17 protein-coding genes are annotated in these 21,513 nt (G+C 58.6%); 4 read left to right on the top strand and 13 right to left on the bottom strand.

The window, feature by feature from the left end:
* Window positions 1-29 precede the first annotated feature (29 nt).
* The 5 genes from SOP85_RS17010 to SOP85_RS16990 all read right to left on the bottom strand — a co-directional run bounded on the left by SOP85_RS17010 (window position 30) and on the right by SOP85_RS16990 (window position 8,285).
* Entirely contained in the window at window positions 30-1,484 is a 1,455-nt protein-coding gene (locus SOP85_RS17010; protein WP_323627597.1) for a DUF1254 domain-containing protein, read from the bottom strand.
* A gap of 136 nt (window positions 1,485-1,620) precedes the next feature.
* Window positions 1,621-3,999, bottom strand: a complete 2,379-nt coding sequence (locus SOP85_RS17005) for an efflux RND transporter permease subunit (RefSeq protein ID WP_323627596.1) — start codon at window positions 3,997-3,999, stop codon at window positions 1,621-1,623.
* Window positions 4,000-4,002: 3 nt separating this feature from the next.
* Window positions 4,003-4,959, bottom strand: coding sequence for a WD40/YVTN/BNR-like repeat-containing protein (locus tag SOP85_RS17000; protein WP_323627595.1), 957 nt, complete (start codon window positions 4,957-4,959; stop codon window positions 4,003-4,005).
* A gap of 72 nt (window positions 4,960-5,031) precedes the next feature.
* Window positions 5,032-6,387 (bottom strand): DUF1329 domain-containing protein, encoded by a 1,356-nt coding sequence (locus SOP85_RS16995; RefSeq protein WP_323627594.1) that lies wholly within the window; start codon window positions 6,385-6,387, stop codon window positions 5,032-5,034.
* A 23-nt stretch (window positions 6,388-6,410) separates the two neighbouring features.
* On the bottom strand, window positions 6,411-8,285 hold the full coding sequence (locus SOP85_RS16990; RefSeq protein ID WP_323627592.1) for a DUF1302 domain-containing protein: 1,875 nt from the start codon (window positions 8,283-8,285) through the stop codon (window positions 6,411-6,413).
* Window positions 8,286-8,547: 262 nt separating this feature from the next.
* Here SOP85_RS16990 and SOP85_RS16985 point away from each other — a divergent pair, with 262 nt between their 5' ends.
* Window positions 8,548-9,600, top strand: coding sequence for an AraC family transcriptional regulator (locus SOP85_RS16985; RefSeq protein ID WP_323627591.1), 1,053 nt, complete (start codon window positions 8,548-8,550; stop codon window positions 9,598-9,600).
* Here the strand turns inward: SOP85_RS16985 and SOP85_RS16980 are convergent.
* From SOP85_RS16980 to SOP85_RS16965, 4 genes are all read right to left on the bottom strand, one after another.
* Complete coding sequence (locus tag SOP85_RS16980) at window positions 9,591-10,670, bottom strand: zinc-binding dehydrogenase (RefSeq protein WP_323627589.1); 1,080 nt, start codon at window positions 10,668-10,670, stop codon at window positions 9,591-9,593. The two genes, SOP85_RS16985 and SOP85_RS16980, sit on opposite strands and share 10 nt — an antisense overlap.
* A gap of 49 nt (window positions 10,671-10,719) precedes the next feature.
* The gene (locus SOP85_RS16975; protein WP_323627587.1) at window positions 10,720-11,742 is read right to left on the bottom strand and encodes an NAD-dependent epimerase/dehydratase family protein; all 1,023 of its coding nucleotides are present in this window, start codon (window positions 11,740-11,742) and stop codon (window positions 10,720-10,722) included.
* A gap of 57 nt (window positions 11,743-11,799) precedes the next feature.
* Window positions 11,800-12,318, bottom strand: a complete 519-nt coding sequence (locus SOP85_RS16970; protein ID WP_323627585.1) for a 2,4'-dihydroxyacetophenone dioxygenase family protein — start codon at window positions 12,316-12,318, stop codon at window positions 11,800-11,802.
* Window positions 12,319-12,526: 208 nt separating this feature from the next.
* The gene (locus tag SOP85_RS16965; protein WP_323627584.1) at window positions 12,527-13,993 is read right to left on the bottom strand and encodes a DUF1254 domain-containing protein; all 1,467 of its coding nucleotides are present in this window, start codon (window positions 13,991-13,993) and stop codon (window positions 12,527-12,529) included.
* A gap of 291 nt (window positions 13,994-14,284) precedes the next feature.
* Between SOP85_RS16965 and SOP85_RS16960 the strand changes: the two genes are divergently transcribed.
* Window positions 14,285-14,572 (top strand): hypothetical protein, encoded by a 288-nt coding sequence (locus SOP85_RS16960; RefSeq protein ID WP_323627583.1) that lies wholly within the window; start codon window positions 14,285-14,287, stop codon window positions 14,570-14,572.
* A gap of 360 nt (window positions 14,573-14,932) precedes the next feature.
* Here the strand turns inward: SOP85_RS16960 and leuD are convergent, their stop codons facing one another.
* The 3 genes from leuD to SOP85_RS16945 form a co-directional block, all read right to left on the bottom strand.
* Window positions 14,933-15,589: a 3-isopropylmalate dehydratase small subunit gene (gene leuD, locus SOP85_RS16955; RefSeq protein ID WP_323627582.1), complete on the bottom strand. Its 657-nt coding sequence runs from the start codon at window positions 15,587-15,589 to the stop codon at window positions 14,933-14,935.
* 11 nt (window positions 15,590-15,600) lie between these two features.
* Window positions 15,601-17,019, bottom strand: a complete 1,419-nt coding sequence (gene leuC, locus SOP85_RS16950; RefSeq protein WP_323627581.1) for a 3-isopropylmalate dehydratase large subunit — start codon at window positions 17,017-17,019, stop codon at window positions 15,601-15,603.
* A gap of 167 nt (window positions 17,020-17,186) precedes the next feature.
* Window positions 17,187-18,542 (bottom strand): dicarboxylate/amino acid:cation symporter, encoded by a 1,356-nt coding sequence (locus tag SOP85_RS16945; protein WP_323627580.1) that lies wholly within the window; start codon window positions 18,540-18,542, stop codon window positions 17,187-17,189.
* Window positions 18,543-19,026: 484 nt separating this feature from the next.
* On the opposite strand from SOP85_RS16945, the gene SOP85_RS16940 reads away from it, so the two are divergent.
* The gene (locus SOP85_RS16940) at window positions 19,027-19,965 is read left to right on the top strand and encodes a LysR family transcriptional regulator (RefSeq protein WP_323627579.1); all 939 of its coding nucleotides are present in this window, start codon (window positions 19,027-19,029) and stop codon (window positions 19,963-19,965) included.
* Between the two features lie 77 nt (window positions 19,966-20,042).
* Here SOP85_RS16940 and SOP85_RS16935 read toward each other — a convergent pair whose 3' ends face one another.
* Complete coding sequence (locus tag SOP85_RS16935; protein ID WP_323627578.1) at window positions 20,043-20,963, bottom strand: LysR substrate-binding domain-containing protein; 921 nt, start codon at window positions 20,961-20,963, stop codon at window positions 20,043-20,045.
* 109 nt (window positions 20,964-21,072) lie between these two features.
* On the opposite strand from SOP85_RS16935, the gene SOP85_RS16930 reads away from it, so the two are divergent.
* Window positions 21,073-21,513 (top strand): carboxymuconolactone decarboxylase family protein, encoded by a 441-nt coding sequence (locus SOP85_RS16930; RefSeq protein WP_323627577.1) that lies wholly within the window; start codon window positions 21,073-21,075, stop codon window positions 21,511-21,513.

Raw genomic sequence — 21,513 nt, 5'->3', positions numbered from 1 at the left:
TGATTTGTAATTGTTCAATGGGGTATCTGTCAGTCCTGGCGAACAGCGCCCGGTGGCGTCCATTCGCCGCTGAGCACCTCGGCCTTGGGCCAATAGGTGCGGATGGTCACCTCAAATTCGCTCTCGGGCGCCGGGAGCCAGTTGGCTTCCTTGTCCTCGCCGGGGGAGTCGTGCTGCACATACAGGGTCAGCGAGCCGTCGGCGTTGTACTTCATGCTTTTGCTGTTTTTAGTTCCGAGGGAATAACGGTCAAGGCCGTTGGGGGCGAAGAAGTGCTGAGGGTCGTACATCGTCAGCGACCAGAAGCCGTCCGCCGGCGGCGTCTTGCCTTTGGGGAAGGTCAGCGTGTAACGATGATCGCCCTGCAGACGCCGGCCCTTGTCGTCCACCTCAAGGAAGAAGTAGCGGGTTTCTTCGGGTTGATTGGTGTACATGTTCGACTTGGCGGTGGCCGTGCGCGTGACGTAGTCATTGCCCCAGCGCGCCACGTTGGTCGGCGAGTTCCAGCCATGGGGCAGCCGCGAGCCATTGGTCTGGAACGAGAACAGCGGCGACACGACCTTTTCCTCAGTGTCGATGGCCGCCTTGACGATGGCGTTCTTGACCGCCGGGTCCTTGGCGGCGGCATCAAGTAGCGCCTGCATCATCGCGTAGCGGCTTTCTTCCCCGGCAAGCGCTGGAACCTTGGCGAGCACTTCAGGCAACTGATCGAAGAATGTCTGGGGATTCACCCAGCGCACCTCCGCAGACGTTTTTGGGGGTGCAGGGAAATGCGGCGTGGCTTTCCAGTCCTTGGTGACCGTCTTGCCGGTGTACTGGCTCAGGGGGTAAACCACCACCTGATTGAGGACGGGCTGAATGGCCTGGCGGTCTTCGGCACTGTCGTCCAGAAAGATGCGCGGGCCGACGGCGACCAGTTCGGTCGGCGACTGGATGACCTGGGTGATGCCCTCGGGCACGCTGCCCTTCCAGTTCGGCCCTACCACCAGATAGTTGCCGGGTTGGGTGCCGTACTGTTTGCCCAGCCGGGAGAACTCTTCGCTACGGGCATCGTAAAGCGCGTACACCCAGTAACGATCAGCGAAGTCGGGCACCTGCAAGACCATCGGCTCGTCGTCGGTGGCGCCGTAACCAAAGCCGTACACCACGTCCTGGTTGGGATGCGCGATCCAGTGTTGCTCCGGCGTTATGTAGTCGGTGAGCATGCTGATATACCCGGTCGGCGCCGCCGGCAGGATGCCGCCTACCAACCCCGGTTCCGGTGCGCGGGAGAAGGACGCCCGGCGGTTGAAGGCATTGACGATCGGCCAGCCCCACAGGTAGGCGTCCTGGGCGATGACCGTGGCGCTGGCGGGTGTGATGACGGTGTCGGTCGGGACGCCCGGAATTGCGTTGGCTGGTTTGCCGACATCAGCCTGGGCGCCGCCTGCCAGCACAACGACCATGGCAAGGGCCAGCAAGGAGTAGCTGAAGGTGTTCCTCATTGGATTAACGCTCCTTTTGGATGAAAAAAACCTGACTCAACAGTGAGCCAGGTATCTCGGCAATGACTCCGACAAGCGTCGATTAGAGACGTCAACGATGACGCGGGCTGCCTGAATGCCCGCGTTGTCAGGGGGATCAGATTCGGCGGGGCAGCAGCCAGGCCGCCAGCGCCGGCAGCAGAAGGATGGCGCCGAGCATGTTCACCAGGAACATGAAGGCCAGCAGGATGCCCATGTCCGCCTGAAACTTGAGGTTCGAAAAAGCCCAGGTGGCGATCGACAGGGTCATGGTCACGGCGGTGAACACCGACGCAGTGCCCCGCTGCTTGAGGGCTTCCACGAAGGCCTCGCGCAGGTCCAGTCCGCCCTCGTGCATCTCGTGCTTGATGCGCTCGAACAAGTAAATCCCGTAGTCCACGCCAACCCCCACGCCCAGCGCCACCACCGGCAAGGTGTTGACCTTGACGCCGATGCCCAGCAGCGCCATCAGTGCATTGCACAGCACCGTGACCAGCGCCAGCGGGATGATCACGCAGAGGGTGATGCGCCAGGAGCGGAACATCCACAGGCACAGCAAGGTCACCGAGGCAAACAGTGCGCTGTTCACCAGCCGGTCGCCGGCGTGCACCACTTCATTGGTGGCCGCCATGACCCCGACGTTGCCCGACGCCAGCTGGAAGGTGACCTGGTCGTTGTCATAGGCCGCCTTGAAGGCCTTGATCCGGCTCATCAGGCCATTGATGGTCTCGGCCTGGTGGTCCTTGGTGTAGATCGACACCGGGATCGCATTGCACGCGCTGTTCATGTATTCGGTGCCGACCCGGGTCGCGAAGCCCACACCTTGGGCGATCTGCGCAGTGGGTTCGGGCAACACGCGCCACTTCAGGTCGGTTTCGGCGTAGGCCTGGGTGATGTTGCCGACAAAACTGGCGAGGCTGCGCACCGACGACACGCCGTCGTCCTGGCGCAAATACAGTTCCAGCTCGCTGATCGGGTCGAGCACCTCGCGTTTGACGCAGGGGGTTTCATCGCCCTGGGCCTTGACGATTACCTGCAGCAAGTCGACGCCGATGGCGAAGTCCCGGGTGATGACCGCCACGTCCTGGTTGTAGCGCGAATCGGGACGCAACTCGGGCACACCGGCGCCGATATCGCCGACATGCAGGTGCCGCGCCTCGAACAAGCCCCACCCCAGCAACAGCGCCGCACACAGCAACGCCCAGGCGGCACCGCGACGGGTCGCCAGCACACCCAGGCGCTCCCACAGTCCCGCGCCGAGGGTTTCCTTGCCCCGCAGTTTCTGCGCGTCAGCCGCCGACAGGCGCATGAAAGACAGCAGGATCGGCAACAACATCTTGTTGGTGACGATCATTACCGACACCCCCAGGGTCGCGGTGATCGCCAGTTCGCGCACCATCTCGATGTCGACCAGGGCGATGACGATAAAGCCCAGGGCGTTGGCCAGCAGCGCCACGGCGCCGGGCACGAAGAGTTTCTGGAAGCAGTTGCGCGAAGCGGTGACGCCGTCGGCGCCGTTCAGGGTCTCCAGTTTCCAGGCGTTGGTCATCTGCACCGCGTGGGACACGCCGATGGAGAAGATCAGGAACGGCACGAGGATCGACATCGGGTCGAGGGTCAGCTTCAGCAACGGTAGCAGCCCGAGCAGCCAGACCACCGGCACCATGGCGCAAATCAATGCCCAGCCCGTCAACATCAGCGAGCCGCAATACCAGTACAACAGCAGCGCACTGATGACGAAGGCGATGATGAAGAACACCAGCACGCCGGAAGCGCCCTCGGCGATGTCGCCGATGGATTTGGCGAAGCCGATGATGTGGATGCTGATATCGGGGTTCTGGTTGTCCTGGCGAATCTTCTCCAGGGTGTTCGCCACTTGCTGCAGGTCCAGGCGCTTGCCGGTGCTCGGGTCGGTCTCCTGCAGGTTGGCCACGACCATGGCCGAACTCAGGTCGTTGGAGACAATGCGCCCGACCCAGTCGGACTTGAGCGTGCGCTCACGGGCCTGGGCGACCTGCTGCGGGGTGCCGGCATAACTGGAGTCCACCAGGTTGCCACCGGTAAAACCGTCCTCGACCACCTCGGTGTAGCGCACGTTGGAGGTGAATAGTGAAGTCACCGAACTGCGCTCCACGCCGTTGATGAAGAACACCTCATCGGACACCTTGCGCAGGATCGCCATGGCTTCGGGGGTAAAGATCTCTCCCTTATTGCTCTTGACCGCCACCAGCACCTTGTTGGCGCCACCGAAGTCCTTCTGGTAGTCGAGGAAGGTTTTCATGTATTCGTGGTGCAGCGGGATCATCTTGAAGAAACCGGCCTCGACCTTGAGGTGCGTGGCGCTGTAGCCCAGGGCCACGGTGATCAAGATAAACAGCGCCAGCAGCGCTTTACGCTGGTGGAAGATCCAGTAGGAGACTTTGCCGACCATGCCTTGGGCAAAGTCCTTGCGCGCGAGTCCTTCGCCATCGGTCACGTATTTTTCCTGAATGCTCATGGCTTACTCCTGACGCTCGGTCACGTTGGCGCCGAGCGCCGTGACACCCCGGTCGCCGACCGTGAGCAATTGGCCGTCGGCCAATTGCAGCGCCTTGGCCAGGCTGGTGTGGGTGGAAGGCTGGGTCTGGAAATTGCGTCCCTGATCGTCGCTGGCCAACATAAGCCCGCTGTTGCCGAAGACCAGGACGCGTCCGGATTTGAGCTGCACCGCGCCGTTGAAGGCGAAGGTGGTGGCGGTGTCACGCTTGGTCCAGGTCTGGCCGTCGTCACTGGACAGCCACAGGTTGCCGCGCATGCCGTAGACCAGCAGATCGCCGTTGTGCAGTTGCAGGGCGCCGAACAGGCTGCCGGCATAAGGGCTTTGCATGGCCTGCCAAGTCTCGCCGTGGTCCCGGGAGCGGGCCAGCGTGCCGCTCTCGCCGACCATCAGGCAATCGCCGCCCGCCAGTACCCTGATCTGGGAAATGTGTCGGTCGAAATCGTTGTCCAGCACCGGCAAACGCACCCAGCTGGCGCCGTTGTCCTTCGACAACAGGTACAGGCCGAACGCGCCCCAGGCGGCCATGCGCCCTTCCCCCAGCGCCGCGACGCCGAGCAAGGAGTCACCGTTGGCCTCAGTCTCCACAGACGTCCAGTGACTGCCGCCATCTTCGGTGCGGATCAGCGTGCCGCCGTGGCCGACCGCGACACCGATTTCGGCACTGGCAAAGGCCACGCCGGAGAGGGTTCGTGTGGTGTCCGAGCGCACCGAGCGCCACTCCCGCGAGCGCTCGTCGGCAATCATCACCACCCCGCGCTCGCCGACAGCGACCAGATGCTTGCCGCTGTCGGCGATGTTGAGCAGGAACACGTGATTGGCGCTGATCTGATAGTCGAGCTTGGGCGGCTCGGCGCGCAGTGAGGTGGCGAGCAGGCACAGGCCGACGCCCGCCAGCAATTCCAGATGGCGTAGGGACATAAAAGTATTCCGGTGAGTCTGCGAACCACTCGGGGGCGGCTCGCAGCGGGGTTCAGGAAAAACGCGGTTCGATCACTTGCCCATGCGACGCAATGCGTCGGGTTGGAAGTCGACGAAGCGCCCTTTGATCCCGAACTTCCACGGTTGCTGCTCTTCGTTGGCGAGACCTGCGAGGTAGTAGCCGCCGTTGCTCAGGTCATGCCAGATGTTGGCGCGGTACCACGGCACTTGCGCGTCGTAATACTGGATAAGCGGATGCACGCCCACGCGCCACAAGGTGCCACGGGTGTCGTAGGCATCGCTGGCCAGGACGGTCCAGGAGTCCTCGTCGAGGTACATCACGCGCTTGCCGTAGACATGCTTGGCGTCCGGGCGCAGCGTCCCTTCCACCACCCAGACTCGGTGCAGCTCATAACGCATCAGATCCGTGTTGGGGGTATTGGCGGTGAGGATGTCCTTGTACTTGACCTGCCTGGAGCCGAGCTTGTAGTCGTTGTACGGCACAAACATTTCGCGCTTGCCCAGCAGCTTCCAGTCGTAGCGGTCGGGCGCGCCGTTGTAGCCGTCGAAGTCATCGGTCACCCGCAGGCCTTCGGTGCCATCGTTGACGTTGTCATAGGCGAGGTCGGGGGCACGGCGCACGCGACGCTGGCCGACGTTGTAGATCCAGGCAGAACGCACTTCCTTGACCTGGTCGATCGGCTCCTGCACCAGTTGCACGGTACCGGCCAGGGTGGCCGGTGAGATAAAACGCGCCGAGTAGTTGAGCAGGCGGTTGTCCGACTGTTTGTCCATGTTGGTGTCGAAGACGCGGTTTTCCTCGATGCGCAAGGTGTAGTAATCACCCCCACCGCGAACCGGGAAGGAGGCATAGGTGCGCTGCAGACCGCCGCCGAGGTAACGCACGTTGTGGTTCCAGATCGCTTCGAGGCCGTTTTTCGGAATCGGGAAAGGCGTGGTCGAACCGTTCAGGTTATTCACGCCGAAGCCGTTGAGCTCGACGTGCGGCGCTTCCTGCTTGACTTTGTCGGCGACTGTCGCCGGCACCATGGCGGTGCGATGGGTCGGGTAGACCGGCATCGAATAGCTCGGGTACTTGGCCAGCAATGCCTGCATGCCAGGGGTGATTTTATCCTTGTATTGCGCCATGTTCGCCGCAGTGATGGTGAACAGCGGTTTCTCGCTGGCGAACGGGTCGATGTAGCCCTGCTCCGGGCTCCAGCCGGCCGGTGGTTGGGCCAGGCCGCCGGTGTAGGCGGGAATGGAACCGTCGGCATTGCCGGCCATTTCGCCACCCAGCGGCGTCAGGTCCTTGCCCAGGCGGGCGGCTTGATCGGCAGTGATCTGGGCATGCGCCGTGCTGCTCAGGGCGAGCAGCAAGGCAGACGCCATGCCGCCCAGGCGCGCGGCATGAAAAATCGTGTTCATCGGACTTACCTCTTATTGTTCTGTCAGAAGCTGTAGCTGTAGTTGGCGGAGTAGAAATCGCGGTCGTGCAGCGGGTCGTATTCGGCGCTGTTGTCGAAACTCACGTAGCTGAAATCGAGCTTGTGCTGCTTGTTGTAATCGAAGGTGATGCCCAGGGCGCTGGTGATCCGCCCTTCGTTGAACTGGCCGTCCATCGAAACCCCGTCGACGTCCTGCCCCACGAACGCGTAAGGCGATGCCGTGACGCTGGTGCCAAGGAAGTTGTTGTAATCGAGCTGGCCACGCAGGCGATAACCCCAGGCGAAGTCGGTGACGTAACCATCGTTCTTGCAGCCGGCCGGGCTGGAGTTGACCAGGCTTGGCACCGGACTGGTACAGGTGTTGCCACCGGCGGGAATGGTCGGTGAGGAACCCAGGCCGTAGATAAAGCCACGACCGTAGCGGCGGTCATCGTCATCCTGTGGAATGTTGTTCCACTGGAAGCCGACCTCGGCGACTACCGTCAGGTTCTCGGCCTTGAGCACGTTGGGGAACACGTTCACGCCATTGACCTGGAACTGGGTTTTTTCATAACGATCCCAGCCGGCGGTAAACGACTGGCTTTGCACTTTGACCAGCTGTAGCAGGTCGGCCGCCGGGCCGACACCGGCCAGGGCACCGTTGAGCAAATCGCCGCCATTGATCTGCGCCGGCTGGTTAGGCGAGTAGCTCAGTTCCGAGCCGATCGACCATCCGCCCAGGGTCGTGGTGAAGCTCAGGCCGTACAGGCGAATGTCTTCCGGGTATTCCCAGCTGGGTCCGACGAACTGGCCTTGAGCGTTGCGTGCCACCGCTCCCGGTACACCGGCATTGGGAAATTCCGTCTGCGCTGCGCTGCCGGTACTGCGCAAGCCCAGGTACGGCGTGCGCGAGTGATAGTTGAGGTAGTACAGGCCCAGCTCACCGTCGAGGGCATCGAGCGGGAAGCGAAACGCCACGCCCCACTGGCCGCTGTCGTGGGGCTCCTTGCCCTTGATCTCGGGCAAGTAGGCGCCGGCGGCAATCTTGGTCGGCGACGACGGATTGGTGCCACCGAGGAAGGTTCCCAGCTGGCAATCACCAAAGTCCTGGCCGATCGCGCTCTCGGTGACCGACCAGTAATGCCCGCAACCTTCGATGGCGGTGGCTTCGTACTTGAGCTGGTAGAACGCCTCCATGGAAATCCCGGCCGGCAGGCCGATGTTCATGTAGCCCATCCACACGGGGATCAGGGCTTCCTTGAGTTCCGTGCCAGGACGGCGCAGGGCCGGCACGTCGAGCGGGTTGATCTGGTTGATGCCCTGGATGTAGGCGCTCTCGCCCCAGTTCACCACCTGGCGGCCGAGGCGCACCTGGACCGGTGTCTCATCGAAGTAGTACGTGTTGTAAGCGTAGGCATCGAGCAGATAGACCCCGCTGAATTTCTGCAGATCGGCATAGCCGTCGTCGTTCAGCGGCCTCTTGCGATAGCCGTTGGACGCACTGCCGAAGTTGACGTCTTCGTCTTTCAGCGCCTCGTCATACCAGCCCTTGACCCGGACCAGGCCGCCCATGTCGCCATTGCGCAGAGAAAGGTCGGTGACGAACTTGGCGATGGTCGAGACGCGGTCGCCCTTGTCGTAATTGAGGTTGCCGGCGTCTACCGATCCTGCGGTGCCGCCGGATTTTCCGAGCAATGCGCCGTTGGCCGCGCTGTAGAGATCGTGGTCCTGATCCTCCGCACGCCATTGCGAACCTACCGACAGCGTGGTGTTCCACTCCCCTTCCCAGCCGTTATCGAGCTGAAATGGCAGTGCTTGCGCCGCGCCCGCAGACGCCAGCGAAACGGCCACGGCCAGGGGTTTGACCAAGGATCGAACATCGTAATTCTTGTTGTGCATGCAGATCTCCGCCACCGCCCTTACCGTGCGGAGTCGGTGTTGACCCCGCGGCTGAGCGTTCTTGTTTGTTTGCGCAAGCATGCAGAGAGGGACCGGAAAATCCTTTGTCATTTAACGTCAGTTGTTTGTCATTTGCCGTCACCAGTCGAATTGAACTGTTCGATCATGGAAAATGCAGAGACGATGGCATGGCCCGCATGAAAGGGGAAAATACGACCCGGCAAGGCGCCCGTATCAAAAACACGAGCCAGGAACCGCGACCATGACTGCCTTGATCAAAACCGCTTCGCTGACGGGTTTCCCCGAGCTCGTACGGGACCTGGGCGGCAACCCCGAGGACCTGCTGCGCCAGTTGCAGATTGACCCCAGGCAGCTGGACAACGGTTCGGCAGTGATTCCGTACCGGACGATGATCAACCTGCTCGAATCAAGCGCGGAACAGCTTCAATGCATCGACTTCGGCCTGCGCCTGGGGGAGCGGCAAAGCATCCAGGTCCTTGGTCCGTTGGCGGTGATCGCGCAAAACGCGCGCAACGTCGGCGAAGCGCTGTCGGAGGTCACCCGATACCTGCACACCTATAGCCCGGGCGTGCAGGTGACCCTGGACACTGAAATCGACGCCGTTCATCCGTACCTGATTTATGAGTTACGTCTGCGCCCTGCGCCTCGTCAACGGCAGATCATCGAGCTGACGCTTGGGGTCATGTTCAAAACCTTGCAGATGCTCTACGGGCCGGGATTCCGTCCGCATTCAGTGCTATCGCGCACCGAAGCGCGATTGCCGCAGAGTCGCTATCAGCGCTTCTTCGGTGCCCGCACGTACTTCGGCCAGGCGCATAACGCCCTGGTGCTGTTGCCGGATTGTCTGAGCAAGCCCATCGACCAGCACAATATCCAGCTGCACGACACCATGATGGATTACGTCATCAACATGGGTGTGGCCAACCCACTGGAGATCGGCAGCCAGGTCGAAACCTCGATCCGCCGCTTGTTGCCCACCCAACGCTGCGCCCTGCCGTTGATCGCCGAACAACTTGGCCTGCGCGAACGCTCGCTGCAACGGCGCCTGGCGGAAAGTGATCTGGTCTTTGAAGAGATGGTCGAGCAAGCACGCCAAGAGCTGGCCGAGCTGTATCTGGCGGAAGCGAACATGCCCATGGCACAGATTGCCGGCCTGCTGGGCTATGCAGAACAAAGCTCGTTCAACCGCGCCTGCAAACGCTGGTACGGTGTGCCGCCGCGGGTACGACGTGCGCAATTGCGCGCCGCCTCGAAGGCCGACGCGCTGCCCAGGGCGATGACAACTCAGTCGTAGGTGATGATGATTTTCGCGTGCTCGTCGGGCTGGGCCAGGTCGGTGAAGGCACCGGCCACCTGGTCCAGCGACACGCGACCGGTGATCATCGGCGCGCCATCGAGCGTGCCGTCGGCCAAGGCGTGCAAGGTCTGGGCGAACTCTTCCCCGGTGTAGCCGAAGGAAAAATGCACATTCATTTCCTTGCTGATGCCCATCAGCGGTTCGATCCGGTCGCTCTCCATGCACACCCCGACCACGATCAGGCGCGAGCGCGGCGGCGCATTCTGCAGCACCTGCTGAATCAGCCCGGGAATACCGACGCATTCGAAGACCACGCACGGCCTGGGCTGCGGGCCGAGACCCAGCAGCGCCATCGGGCCGTTGATGTCATAGCCTTGCGGCGCTGCCACTTGCAGCCAGGACTGGTAAGGCGACTGCTCGGCCGGATTGACCACCACATCGGCGCCCATTTTCTCCGCCAAGGCGCGGCGCCCCGCGGAAAAATCCGACGCCACTATCGGTCCGATACCACGGGACTTCAGCACCGCGATCAACGCCAGGCCGATGGGGCCGCAACCAATCACCACCGGCACTTCGCTGCCATCAAGGCCCGCCCGATTCACAGCATGTGCGGCCACGGTCAAGGGTTCAGTCAGCGCCGCGATATCCGGCGGCAAATCTCCCGGTACGGGCATCAACATTTGTTCGGCCAGCACCATCTGCTCGCCATAACCACCCGGATAATGGTTGGAGAATCCGATGTGGTGAAAGTGCTGCGCGGTGATCACGAGCGGCAATGAACACACCCGTGTCCCCACCTTCAACTTCTTGTCGCTGCCTGGGCCGTGGTCGAGGATCTCGGCACAGTATTCGTGACCGAATACCACGTCCTGTCGATCATCGAACGCGATCGGAATGTGCCCGCGTTTAAAATTGGCCAGCACATGCTCGCAATGATGGAACATGTGCAGGTCCGAACCGCAGATACCGCAGGCCAGTGTCTTGACCAGCACCTCACCCTGCCCCGGCGTCGGAGCAGCAATAGAATCCACCAGCAGTTGCTTGTCACGCATGACAACGGCTTTCATGAAAAATCCCCTTTCAGATCAGGCTGCCGCAACCGGCCGCCCGTAGCTATCAGCTCAATTGCCCGACTTCGCGCAGCCAGGCTTCGGAGCGACGCAATCCCTCATCAAGACTCACCTTCGGCGCGTAACCGAGCATTCGCCGAGCCTTGTCGATGGAAATACCGCCGGTGCGCGAGAACATGTACATGGTGTCGGGCGTGACTTCATCCTGGCGGCGCAACAGTCGATTGACGTTCCAGATCAGCCCTGTCAGCGTCACCGCCAGCCCCAACGGCAGGCTGCGCGGTGAACCGGTGCGCCCCGCCCAATGCCAGTGATGACTGAAGAACTCGCGGCAACTGACCGACTCGCTCGAACTGACGTGGAAGATCTGTCCAATGGCCTGTGGCAATCCGGCGGCCAGCATCACGCCATCAAGCAGGTCATCGATGTACACCGGTGTCCAACGACCTCTGCCGCCATTGGGCAGGATCAGCGCGCCGGCCTTGGCCATCTTCAGCGGTTCGCTGAGCCAGGCCCGAGAGCCCGGGCCGTACACGTCACCCGGCCGCACCACGGTGCAGTCGATCTCACCCGCCGCATGCGCCGCCAGCACCACGTGCTCGCTCGCGCCTTTGGCCACGCCGTAACGATAATGCTCACCGATGACCACATCGCAGCGTTCGTCCGCCTGCTCGGGGTATTCCCAGCCAAGGGCGGCGATGGAGGAAAACTGCACGAAGCGTCGGGCACCGCTTTTGATCGCGACGTCCAGGCAATTGCGCACCCCGCGAACCGACACCTCGCGGTACTGCTTCCACGGTGCGGCCAGGGACACGACCGCAGCGGTGTTGATGAACAACTCGCAACCGCGGGCATGATCAGCCCAGTGCTGCGGGCTAGTCAGGTCGCCGGCGACCACGCCGTTGGCCGCGTCGGCGCGCAAGTCCATACCGCGAACCTCGACCCCCAGTGCCCGATAACGACGGGCCAGGGCCTGACCGATAAAACCATTGGCACCGGTGATGAACACCGAACACGGCACGTCAGGCGTCTGCCCTTCGATACCGGTCGGCATGGCAGGATGGCTCATTGAGCACTCTCCGAAAATGACTGGATTGACGGACGCCATTGCGTGCGTCGCGAGTGCTCAGCCGACGGTGTAACCGGCGTTGCCGGGACGGATATAGCGGGCTGGTTCCAGGCCACGCTCCTTCACCAGGCGATCGATCATCTGCATGATGTCGGTGGCATCCATGATGTTCACGAAGTTGCCGTTCTGGTCGAAGTTCACATTGGCGCCGTGCACCACCATGAAGGTATCGGTAGGCTCGGTGTTGTCTTCGGGGACCATGAAGGTATGGATCGAGCCGCCCGGCTCGTAGAGGTAGCAGCCAGCAGTCTGCGGCTGATCCGGGTACTCGACGTAGTGCCACTTGCCCGACATCGTGAACAGATGAACCGGGCCGGTGTGGTAGTGGCAAGGCAGGCGCACGCCTGGCTGAAAAATCACCCGCAACGTCCAGATTCCCAGGTTCGGATCTAGGTAGAGCGGCTGCACATCGACGCCCGGAAAATGAGGTGCCATGACGTCTTTGTAGATCGGCAGCTCGTTGGTATTAAGGGTCAGCAGTTCCTTGTGATCGAAGTACGGCACAGGCATTGGCATTATTGTTTTCCTCATGCAGGCGACAGGTATGGGTTACTACGTCCTCCCATACTGCTGTTGTTACTGGCTGAAGAATTGTCATTTCCCGTCAGGCGTTTAGCATTTGCTGCCATCCCGCCGGGCAGCCGCTTGCGCGAACAACCGCTTGATACCCGGGCGCGAACGGCATGCTTACCGATCGCGACCGAGGTACGTTTCAGGGAGTTGTTCACTCAACCCGTTCGAAATCCGGCAGCTTGAAGCTCTTATCGTTCAATGCCTCAGTGCCGCCATAAAAGCGCATGGCCGGTAGCGGCCTCTTTCCGGCGGTGGGAATCCAATTGCTGTCCAGTCCGGCGGGCGCTTTGGGGCCGATATAAATCGTGACGCCACCGTCGGCATTCTTCTTCATTGCATCCAGATCGTAGGACGACAACGTCGTGCGATTGGTATCGCTGTAGATGAACGACATGGTGTCACGGTTATAAACGGTCAACGCCCAGAACTGCTTGACCGGCATCTTCGCGGGTACCTCGATCTTGTAATTCTGGCCGGCTTCGAGGGGCTTGCCGTTTTTATCCGCCATGGCCATCAGGTATTGGGTGGCCGGTGAGTCGCTCAACTCCTTCGGCATATAGGTACACCAGAAGTACTCCGCCGCCCGCCCGATCAGGTCAATGCTGTCAGGGTATTCAAAAGAAAAACGCTTGTTTTCGTCGGTCATCAGCAGCGAGGCATAGTGGCGATCGGGCCAATAGAACTTGTCTTTCGGCAAGTTATCGAACCAGTGTTGCAGGTAGAACCAAGCGTCAATCGCAGCCTGGCGCATGGCTTTTTTGGTCACCTCGTCCGGGGCAAACGGCTTGCCTTTCTCGATGCCGAGTGAACGCAACATGCCCAGCATCACCTTGTCCTGTGGACGTGCGGGTTCGGTGCTCATTACTGCATACATGTCATCGAAGTGTCGCTCGTCATAGAAAGGCAGCGTCGGGTAAACCTTGTCGATCGGGTCTATAAAGCGCTGCTGCGGAGGATTGCGGGCCTCTGCCAGGTAATACATGCGTAGTTTTTTTGCATACCGATAGGCGTCAGCATCGGTTTTACTAGGGGCGCGTACGGAGCGGAATGCGAGGGCGATTCGGTAATTGGGTGACGGAACGTGAATGTAGCCAGCGGGGACTTCGCCGCTATAACCGGGCGGCGTGAACAGCAATTTCCCGCCCTTGCCCTTGTCCAGACCCGATGGACCAACGTCGGCGATGGTCAGTTGCCACGCATCCACCACCTGGCCGTAGACGCTACCCTCCTCGCCGGCAGCGGGTAATTCGAGGACGACTGGCCCTTTCTGCAGGTCGGTGAATGCCGTGATGTAGGGTGTGCTGCTGTTGGCCGTAATCGCTTCCAGTTTCGGCGTCGCCGGCGCCGAATAGGCGATGATGTCATTGTCCTTGACCCCCAGGCTGTCAAAGGCTGCGCGCCTGAAACTATAGATGGCGATCGCCGGCATATTCCACAGCACAGCTTCGAACGCGCGCTGATACTTGATCTGGTAGTCGAAGTCCTGAATGGAACTGCGCGACCCTGCAGGCGGTTGCCCTCCCTGAGTTTCCATTCCAGCCTGTGCGAGACTGGCATGAGGATTCGCCAGCACCGCAAAGGCCAGCACGCTGACAATGAACACCCTGTTTTTGCGCATCGATTATATTCCCGCAATTGATCCCTGATTGGCAGGTAGCCGACAAACACTATAGTCAAAGGATTAAACATTACGGTTGTAGCGGGGGAGTTACTCGAAATGAGCATTGGGCTGTAGCGAGAGGTGGCCGGTGAGGCCGAAGACGCTTCGCGAAAGAGATGTGAGGGCAGTAACTTCGAGGGATATACCACGAATAAACCGTAACAGCCTAAACCGTGGCCTGCCTCTGGCTGTCATTAGAAGTGTTAATCATGGATCAACGGTCTTCACCAACGAACCAGAGACTTTCACATGATAGTGATGAACCGAATAATTCACGCCACCACAGCCCTGGCGCTCGTGACGATCTTCAGCTTCCTGAGCGGACCGGCACAAGCCGGCCTGGAGGAAGGCGTCACGGCCTATCAAACCGGTGACTTGCCGCTGGCAATCAAGGAATTCAGCACCGTTGCGGACACAGGCAACGCCGATGGCCATCATTGGCTGACGGCAGGGGGCGCAAAGCCGATGTCAGCTATGGGCTCGGTCACGGCCCTTCGCGATAGGCAACTACCGGCCAAAAGCGGCCCGTGGCATTGACGATAAAATCGCAAGACTCCTACGTATTTTTACTGGACTTTGGGAGGCACCGCCTCCGGGAATCAGCTTCAATCGAAGCCAAGGACTAAGGATCGATTCTATACAAGAGCAGAGGTAATTAAGTTTTCGCACGAAAAACGTGGTGTTGTCGGGGCTCTATCTCATATCGATTATCGCACTGGGGTATTAAAAATAATGGGTTCCCTCTCCATCTGAAAGCTGACCAAGAAGCAGCGATGCGTGGTCGTCCGCTTGGTTCGCTCTAAAACCAGAGCGAGAGGGCATATCAGCCTCTTTCGAAACGAACGTGGCATCACCAAGACATTAGTGATGCCACGGCCACGTGCATTTCTCCAGCGATTACATCAATTCATCAGAGTCCCTGAACAACCAAGGCTGGCTGGCACGGTGCTTGACCTCAAATGCTGCAATCGCATCACCGTCTTGCAACGTCAGGCCGATATCGTCCAGCCCCTTAAGCAGGCAGTGTTTGCGGAAGGCGTCTATCTCGAAACTCAACACTTTGCCATCCGGACGGGTCACGGTCTGGGCCTGCAGATCGATTTGCAGCTGGTAGCCCGTATCGGCCTCGACCTGCTGGAACAGCTCGTCGACTTCAGCGTCGTTCAAGATGATCGGCAGCAAGCCGTTCTTGAAACTGTTGTTGAAGAAGATGTCGGCGTAGCTCGGCGCGATGATGCTGCGAAAACCGTATTCTTCCAGCGCCCAAGGGGCATGCTCGCGACTGGAGCCGCAACCGAAGTTCTCCCGGGCCAGCAATACGCTGGTGCCTTGATAACGCTCTGCGTTGAGAACGAAATCCTTGTTCAGCGGCCGCTTGGAGTTGTCCTGGTACGGCTGCCCCTCATCCAGGTAGCGCCATTCGTCGAACAGGTTCGGGCCGAAACCGGTTCGGTAAATCGACTTCAAGAACTGCTTGGGAATGATCTGGTCGGTGTCGACATTGGCACGATCCAGAGGCGCGACAAGTCCAGTGTGCTGGGTAAATGCTTTCATGCTGCGCTCCTTTAGATCAATTGACGGACGTCGACGAAACGACCGTTCACCGCGGCGGCGGCGGCCATGGCCGGGCTGACCAGGTGGGTACGACCGCCGGCCCCCTGACGCCCCGCAAAGTTACGGTTGGAAGTTGAAGCGCAATGCTCGCCGGACTCCAAACGGTCCGGGTTCATCGCCAGGCACATTGAGCAGCCCGGCTCGCGCCATTCGAAACCGGCTTCGAGGAAAATCTTGTCCAGGCCTTCCGATTCAGCCTGGGCCTTCACCAGGCCCGAACCCGGCACGACGATGGCCTGCTTGATGGTCGAGGCCACTTTGCGGCCCTTGGCAATCACGGCCGCAGCGCGCAGGTCTTCGATCCGCGAGTTGGTGCAGGAACCGATGAATACGCGGTCGAGGTGAATGTCGGTGATCGCCTGATTGGCGGTCAAACCCATGTATTTCAAGGCGCGTTCGATGGAACCGCGCTTGACCAGGTCCATTTCCTTCGCAGGATCGGGAACGTTCTGATCGACAGCCAACACCATTTCCGGCGAAGTGCCCCAGCTGACTTGTGGCTTGATCTGCGTGGCGTCGAGCTCGATTACGGTATCGAACCGGGCGTCGGTGTCAGACACCAGATCCTTCCAGGCTTCGACGGCCAAATCCCACTCCACGCCTTTCGGGGCGAATGGACGGCCCTTGACGTAAGCCACGGTTTTTTCATCGGCTGCTACCAGGCCAACACGGGCACCAGCCTCGATTGCCATGTTGCAGATGGTCATGCGGCCTTCGACGGACAACGCACGAATTGCGCTGCCAGCGAACTCAATGGCGTGGCCGTTACCACCGGCGGTGCCGATCTTGCCGATCACCGCGAGGATAATGTCCTTGGCGGTCACGCCGAACGGCAATTGGCCTTCGACCCGTACCAGCATGTTCTTCATTTTCTTGGCGACTAGGCACTGGGTGGCGAGTACATGCTCGACCTCGGAGGTGCCGATACCATGCGCCAGTGCACCGAAGGCACCATGGGTGGCGGTGTGGGAGTCGCCGCAGACCACGGTCATACCTGGCAGGGTCGCCCCCTGTTCCGGAGCGATGACATGAACGATGCCGTGGCGGACGTCGTTCATCTTGAATTCGGTGATGCCATACTCGTCGCAGTTGTCGTCGAGGGTCTGCACTTGCAAACGCGATACCGGGTCGGCAATGGCTGCGATGCCACCCTTGCGCTCCGGCGTCGTCGGTACGTTGTGGTCCGGGGTCGCGATGTTGGCATCGATGCGCCAAGGCTTACGCCCAGCCAGACGCAAGCCTTCGAAGGCTTGCGGCGAGGTCACTTCGTGAATGATGTGACGGTCGATATAGATCAGCGCCGACCCGTCGTCGCGCTGCTTCACCAAATGCGAATCCCAGAGTTTGTCGTAAAGCGTTTTGCTAACCATCACACTATCCTCATTTGAGTTTTTATATGCCAAAAAAACCTGGCTCGTGCGTCGACTCGAATAGCTAAAACTTTTTTCTATTAGTTACGTCTGCATACGAATCTTCAATTCGAGCACACACCGAAGCGATCCCGCTCAGTCAAAGACAACAGAATATGGATTAACATTTAAGAGGCCCGGTTAGTTATATCGGTTAGTTGCACAATAGTGTCAGCCGATGGCGTCGCCGATTTGGAGGCTTCGGGTCGCACAGAGTTACGCACTTCCTCCAGTTCCTCGCCATTGAGCGCTTTATTCATCTTGAACGTGTCCAATGCGCCAACCCATTTAGCTATGGCCATCGTGCCTACACCATTGCCAATCGTATTCGTAATTCCTCGCGCCTCAGACATAAAGCGATCCACACCTAACAGCAAAACCATGCCAGCCACTGGGATGGTGTCAAGCGATGCCAGGGTAGCCGTCAGGATAATGAAGCCTGCCCCCGCCACGCCTGCGGAACCCTTGGATGTAAACATCAGAACTGTCAGCACAATCAACTGATCGGTCAATGTCAGCGGAGTATTCGTCGCTTGGGCGATGAATATAGCTGCAATGGTGTAGTAGATGGCTTGCCCATCGGGATTGAAGGTCAATCCGGAAGGAATTACGAGCCCTGCCACTGGCTTGGATACGCCAGCCTTTTCCATTTTTGAGATCATTTGCGGCAACACCGATTCGGATGAACAAGTACCCAACACGGTGAACAGCTCTTCTTTGATGTACTTCAAGAACTTCCAGAGGCTGAAGCCACTGTATCGGCAGATCGGCCCCAACACGAAGATCACAAAGATCGTGCAGGTCAGATAGACACAAGCCACGAGCTTACCCAACGAAAATAGGGAGCCGAATCCGTATTTTCCGATGGTGAATGCGATCGCACCGAAGGCACCGATTGGCGCCAGGCGCATTACCATGCTAACGATCCGAAACATGCCTTGCGTCAAGCTTTCGAGCATGTCCACGAATAGTTTTGCACGTGGCCCGGCATTAGCCAGGGCTACCCCTAGCAAAACTGAAAACAATAGAATCTGCAGCACATTGCCTTTAGCGAAAGCATCGACGATCGTCTCGGGAATGATACTCATCAAAAAGTCCATAGCCGATGTGTGCTTTGCTGCTGTGGTGTAACTGCTAAGACTTGACGTATCCAGAGAGGCGATATCGACATTCATCCCGGCGCCGGGTTTAAATACGTTGACGACCACTAAACCAACAATAAGCGCCAATGTGGAAACCACTTCGAAATAGATTAAGGCGCGGAAGCCAACCCGCCCAAGATCTTTCATGTTTTCCATGCCTGCGATTCCCGTCACTACCGTTAGGAATATGACAGGCGCCAAAAGCATTTTTATGAGTTTGATGAATGCATCACCTAAAGGTTTCAGCGCTGCACCTGTTTCAGGAACTAGCACGCCGACGACAGCACCAATTATCACAGCGATTAGTACCTGTACGTATAGTTTTCCGAGCATTTTTTTCATTATAAAACCCTGAATTTTTATTTTTGTCAGGAGACATCGAGTAACCGGCTTTTGACCGACCTCGGGATATACGGAATTATCACTTGACGCAATTAAAAGCTGTCAGCGATTAATCAACGCCAGCAATGCGTTCGTCTAATGCCCATGTAGTCTTTGTGCTTTCATGTAGGAGCAAACCGGGTGCAAATATCTCCTCGAGTGAAGTCAAAGGCCTGATGTGAACCAATTTAACAGGGCAAAATTCGACGCCGAATTTCTTCGACAGCGTGTGCAAACCTTTTACGCCCGCGGCATCGTTTTCACGCCATTACACTCGCCTGAAACTTTAGCAATTTTTGTTCGCCTTATAATTGGATCCACCCGGCTCGCCGGTTTGTGATCCTGCTGGCTCCAGGCTGTTCAGCAGAGTGTGATCGGAGTATATATAGTGATCTCTACCCTGTGAGTTCTTTGAAATTACTACTTAATTAACTTTGAGTTACTAATGAGCCAAACCCTCGATCTATCTTTTTTTCATCTCCTGGCCGAGAAAGGCAGCCTGGCAGCAACAGCCCGTGAACTGGGGGTAACGCCACCTGCGGTGAGCAAGCGTCTAAGCGCGCTTGAAGCACGCTTGGGCATTCGATTGGTCAACCGCACAACCCGCTCCATGAGCCTGACGGCTGAAGGTGAGATGTATTTCAGCCACGCCGAGCGCATCCTCACTCAGATCAATGAGGTGGAGCAGATGGTCAGCAGCTGCCGCGCCACACCCAAAGGCCTGATACGGGTCAATGCGACATTGGGTTTTGGCCGACGCTATATCGGCCCGGCTCTCGCTGCATTTCACACTCGTTATCCGGAAGTCAAGGTGCAGCTTGAAATCAGCGATCACCCTTTGGATCTTGCTACCAATGGTTTCGACTTAGCCATCCGGATCGGCAATCTGCCCGATGCAGCTTTCCATGCACGCAAGATAGCTTCCAATCGCCGACTGCTATGTGCCTCCCCTCTGTATTTGGAAAAACATGGCATCCCCACCCGGCTCGCAGACCTGCAAAACCATAGCTGCATTTTCCTGCGGCAGAATGAAGCGACGTACGGCGTCTGGAATTTCAATAAAGGCGGGCGAACTGAGAACATCAAAGTCCAAGGTGCACTGAGCTGTAACGACGGTGAAGTTGCCATGGACTGGGCATTGGAAGGGTATGGGATTCTGCAGCGTTCCGAGTGGGATCTCGCTCGCTATGTACGCAGCGGTCGCCTGAGGCTCGTATTGGAGGACCACACTGAGCAAGCGGATATTTACGCGGTTTACCCGCAACAATTGCATCTTTCGGCCAGAGTGCGCAGCCTGATCGACTTTCTAGTCGAGCGTTTTTCCAACATAAACAGTATGGGTGAAGACATAGGCCATCCTGATGTTGCGACGCTGAAAAACTGACGGGCACTGCTCGAAATGATCATCAAGCGAATGGCGAACGGTTAACGGCATAGCAATTTTTTACATAATGGACCTGGTTAGGAGTTCAACTTCCAATTTGAATCGTTAGCCATCAGCGCTGCTGCCCAGTCGACGAAGACCCGTACCCGAGCAGACAAATGCCGTGAATAGGGATAGACGAGACTGATTGGCATGCTGCCCAAGGTCCAGTCCGGCAGCACCTCCACCAACCTCCCGGACCGAAGGTGCGGATTGGCTTCAGCCAGAGGCACTGAAACGATGCCAAGCCCTGTGAGTCCGGCTGTGATGTACGCGCCACCATGGTTAAAGCGCATTGCCGGCACCTGATCGATCGCGAAGCTTTTATCGCCGTTCTGGAGCACGGCAGTCAGCTGTTTGCCTGACCCTGGAAATGTGAAACCGAGATACCGGTGTTCCAATAAGTCGCCGGGTTTGAGTATAGGGTTGATATTGCTCAAGTAAGCTGGTGAAGCGCAAAGGCAAAAATGCATCTGTCCAACCGAACGGCAAACCAGTTCTTGGTCCGTTACCGGCCCGCCCCGAAACGCACAATCAATGCCCTCCTGCACAAGATCAACCACGCGTTCACTACAACCAATGTCCAGTTGGATGTTCGGGTGCAATGCCGAAAAATCAGAAAGCGATGGAATGATGAGGCAAGTCCCAACCGGCGACGGCATATCCACCCGCACTCTGCCTCGCGCCTCGCTACGAACTTGCGAAACCGACATTTCCAACTCGTCTATATCTTCGAGCACTGCGCGGGCCCGCTGATAGTAAGCGGCACCATCGGTGGTGGGAGTCACCCTTCTTGTGGTTCTGTGCAGCAGTTTAACTGACAGCAGCGATTCAAGGCCCTGTATCTGCCCTGAAATTGTGGTCTTCGCCACGTTCAACGAATGCGCTGCCCGAGTAAAACTTCCCACCTCGACAATACGGCAAAATGCTCGCATCGCTTCTAATCGATCAAAAGCCATTACTATCCGAGTTCTCGCACAATGAAGCCGAAATCACCAAGTTTATCCAGAATTCCACAGCCAATATAGTCACTTCAAGACCGAAGCCTTCGGCTGCCTGGAGAGAGACATGAATTCAAAACGCCTCAACTATTACGCCGCCGCCCCTGTAGCGATGAACGCCATGATGGGACTTGAAAAAGCCGCTTCTGACTCAGTGCTCCCACGCTCCCTGCGCGAACTGGTCCGCATCCGGGCGTCTCAAATAAACGGCTGTGCTTACTGTATTGACATGCATACCACTGATGCTACCCATCAGGGTGAAACCCTACGTCGCCTGGCGGCTTTGAGTGCCTGGAAGGAGACACCGTTTTTCAACGAGCAGGAGCGCGCGGCTCTGCTTTGGACCGAGACGCTGACGCTGGTTGCAGCCACTCATGCACCGGATGATATCTACGAAAAGGTCGCCGCCGTTTTCAACGATCAGGAGCTCGCTGAATTGACCTTTGTCATTGCTGTAATCAATGCATGGAATCGCTTTGGCGTGGGCTTTGCGATGCAACCGGAGTGA

This window comes from Pseudomonas sp. YuFO20, assembly GCF_035064975.1.
Classification (GTDB): Bacteria; Pseudomonadota; Gammaproteobacteria; order Pseudomonadales; family Pseudomonadaceae; genus Aquipseudomonas; species Aquipseudomonas putida_AE.
This window is presented reverse-complemented; position numbering and strand designations above follow the sequence as displayed.

Bases quoted from the DNA above. Each gene is read 5' to 3' on its own strand.
- SOP85_RS16980 (WP_323627589.1), bottom strand. From the start codon at position 10,670: ATGAAAGCCGTTGTCATGCGTGACAAGCAACTGCTGGTGGATTCTATT.
- SOP85_RS16960 (WP_323627583.1), top strand. From the start codon at position 14,285: ATGATAGTGATGAACCGAATAATTCACGCCACCACAGCCCTGGCGCTC.
- SOP85_RS16975 (WP_323627587.1), bottom strand. From the start codon at position 11,742: ATGAGCCATCCTGCCATGCCGACCGGTATCGAAGGGCAGACGCCTGAC.
- leuD (WP_323627582.1), bottom strand. From the start codon at position 15,589: ATGAAAGCATTTACCCAGCACACTGGACTTGTCGCGCCTCTGGATCGT.
- SOP85_RS16965 (WP_323627584.1), bottom strand. From the start codon at position 13,993: ATGCGCAAAAACAGGGTGTTCATTGTCAGCGTGCTGGCCTTTGCGGTG.
- SOP85_RS16930 (WP_323627577.1), top strand. From the start codon at position 21,073: ATGAATTCAAAACGCCTCAACTATTACGCCGCCGCCCCTGTAGCGATG.
- SOP85_RS16990 (WP_323627592.1), bottom strand. From the start codon at position 8,285: ATGCACAACAAGAATTACGATGTTCGATCCTTGGTCAAACCCCTGGCC.
- SOP85_RS16995 (WP_323627594.1), bottom strand. From the start codon at position 6,387: ATGAACACGATTTTTCATGCCGCGCGCCTGGGCGGCATGGCGTCTGCC.
- SOP85_RS16935 (WP_323627578.1), bottom strand. From the start codon at position 20,963: ATGGCTTTTGATCGATTAGAAGCGATGCGAGCATTTTGCCGTATTGTC.
- SOP85_RS17000 (WP_323627595.1), bottom strand. From the start codon at position 4,959: ATGTCCCTACGCCATCTGGAATTGCTGGCGGGCGTCGGCCTGTGCCTG.
- SOP85_RS16945 (WP_323627580.1), bottom strand. From the start codon at position 18,542: ATGAAAAAAATGCTCGGAAAACTATACGTACAGGTACTAATCGCTGTG.
- SOP85_RS17010 (WP_323627597.1), bottom strand. From the start codon at position 1,484: ATGAGGAACACCTTCAGCTACTCCTTGCTGGCCCTTGCCATGGTCGTT.
- SOP85_RS16985 (WP_323627591.1), top strand. From the start codon at position 8,548: ATGACTGCCTTGATCAAAACCGCTTCGCTGACGGGTTTCCCCGAGCTC.
- SOP85_RS16940 (WP_323627579.1), top strand. From the start codon at position 19,027: ATGAGCCAAACCCTCGATCTATCTTTTTTTCATCTCCTGGCCGAGAAA.
- SOP85_RS16970 (WP_323627585.1), bottom strand. From the start codon at position 12,318: ATGCCAATGCCTGTGCCGTACTTCGATCACAAGGAACTGCTGACCCTT.
- SOP85_RS17005 (WP_323627596.1), bottom strand. From the start codon at position 3,999: ATGAGCATTCAGGAAAAATACGTGACCGATGGCGAAGGACTCGCGCGC.
- leuC (WP_323627581.1), bottom strand. From the start codon at position 17,019: ATGGTTAGCAAAACGCTTTACGACAAACTCTGGGATTCGCATTTGGTG.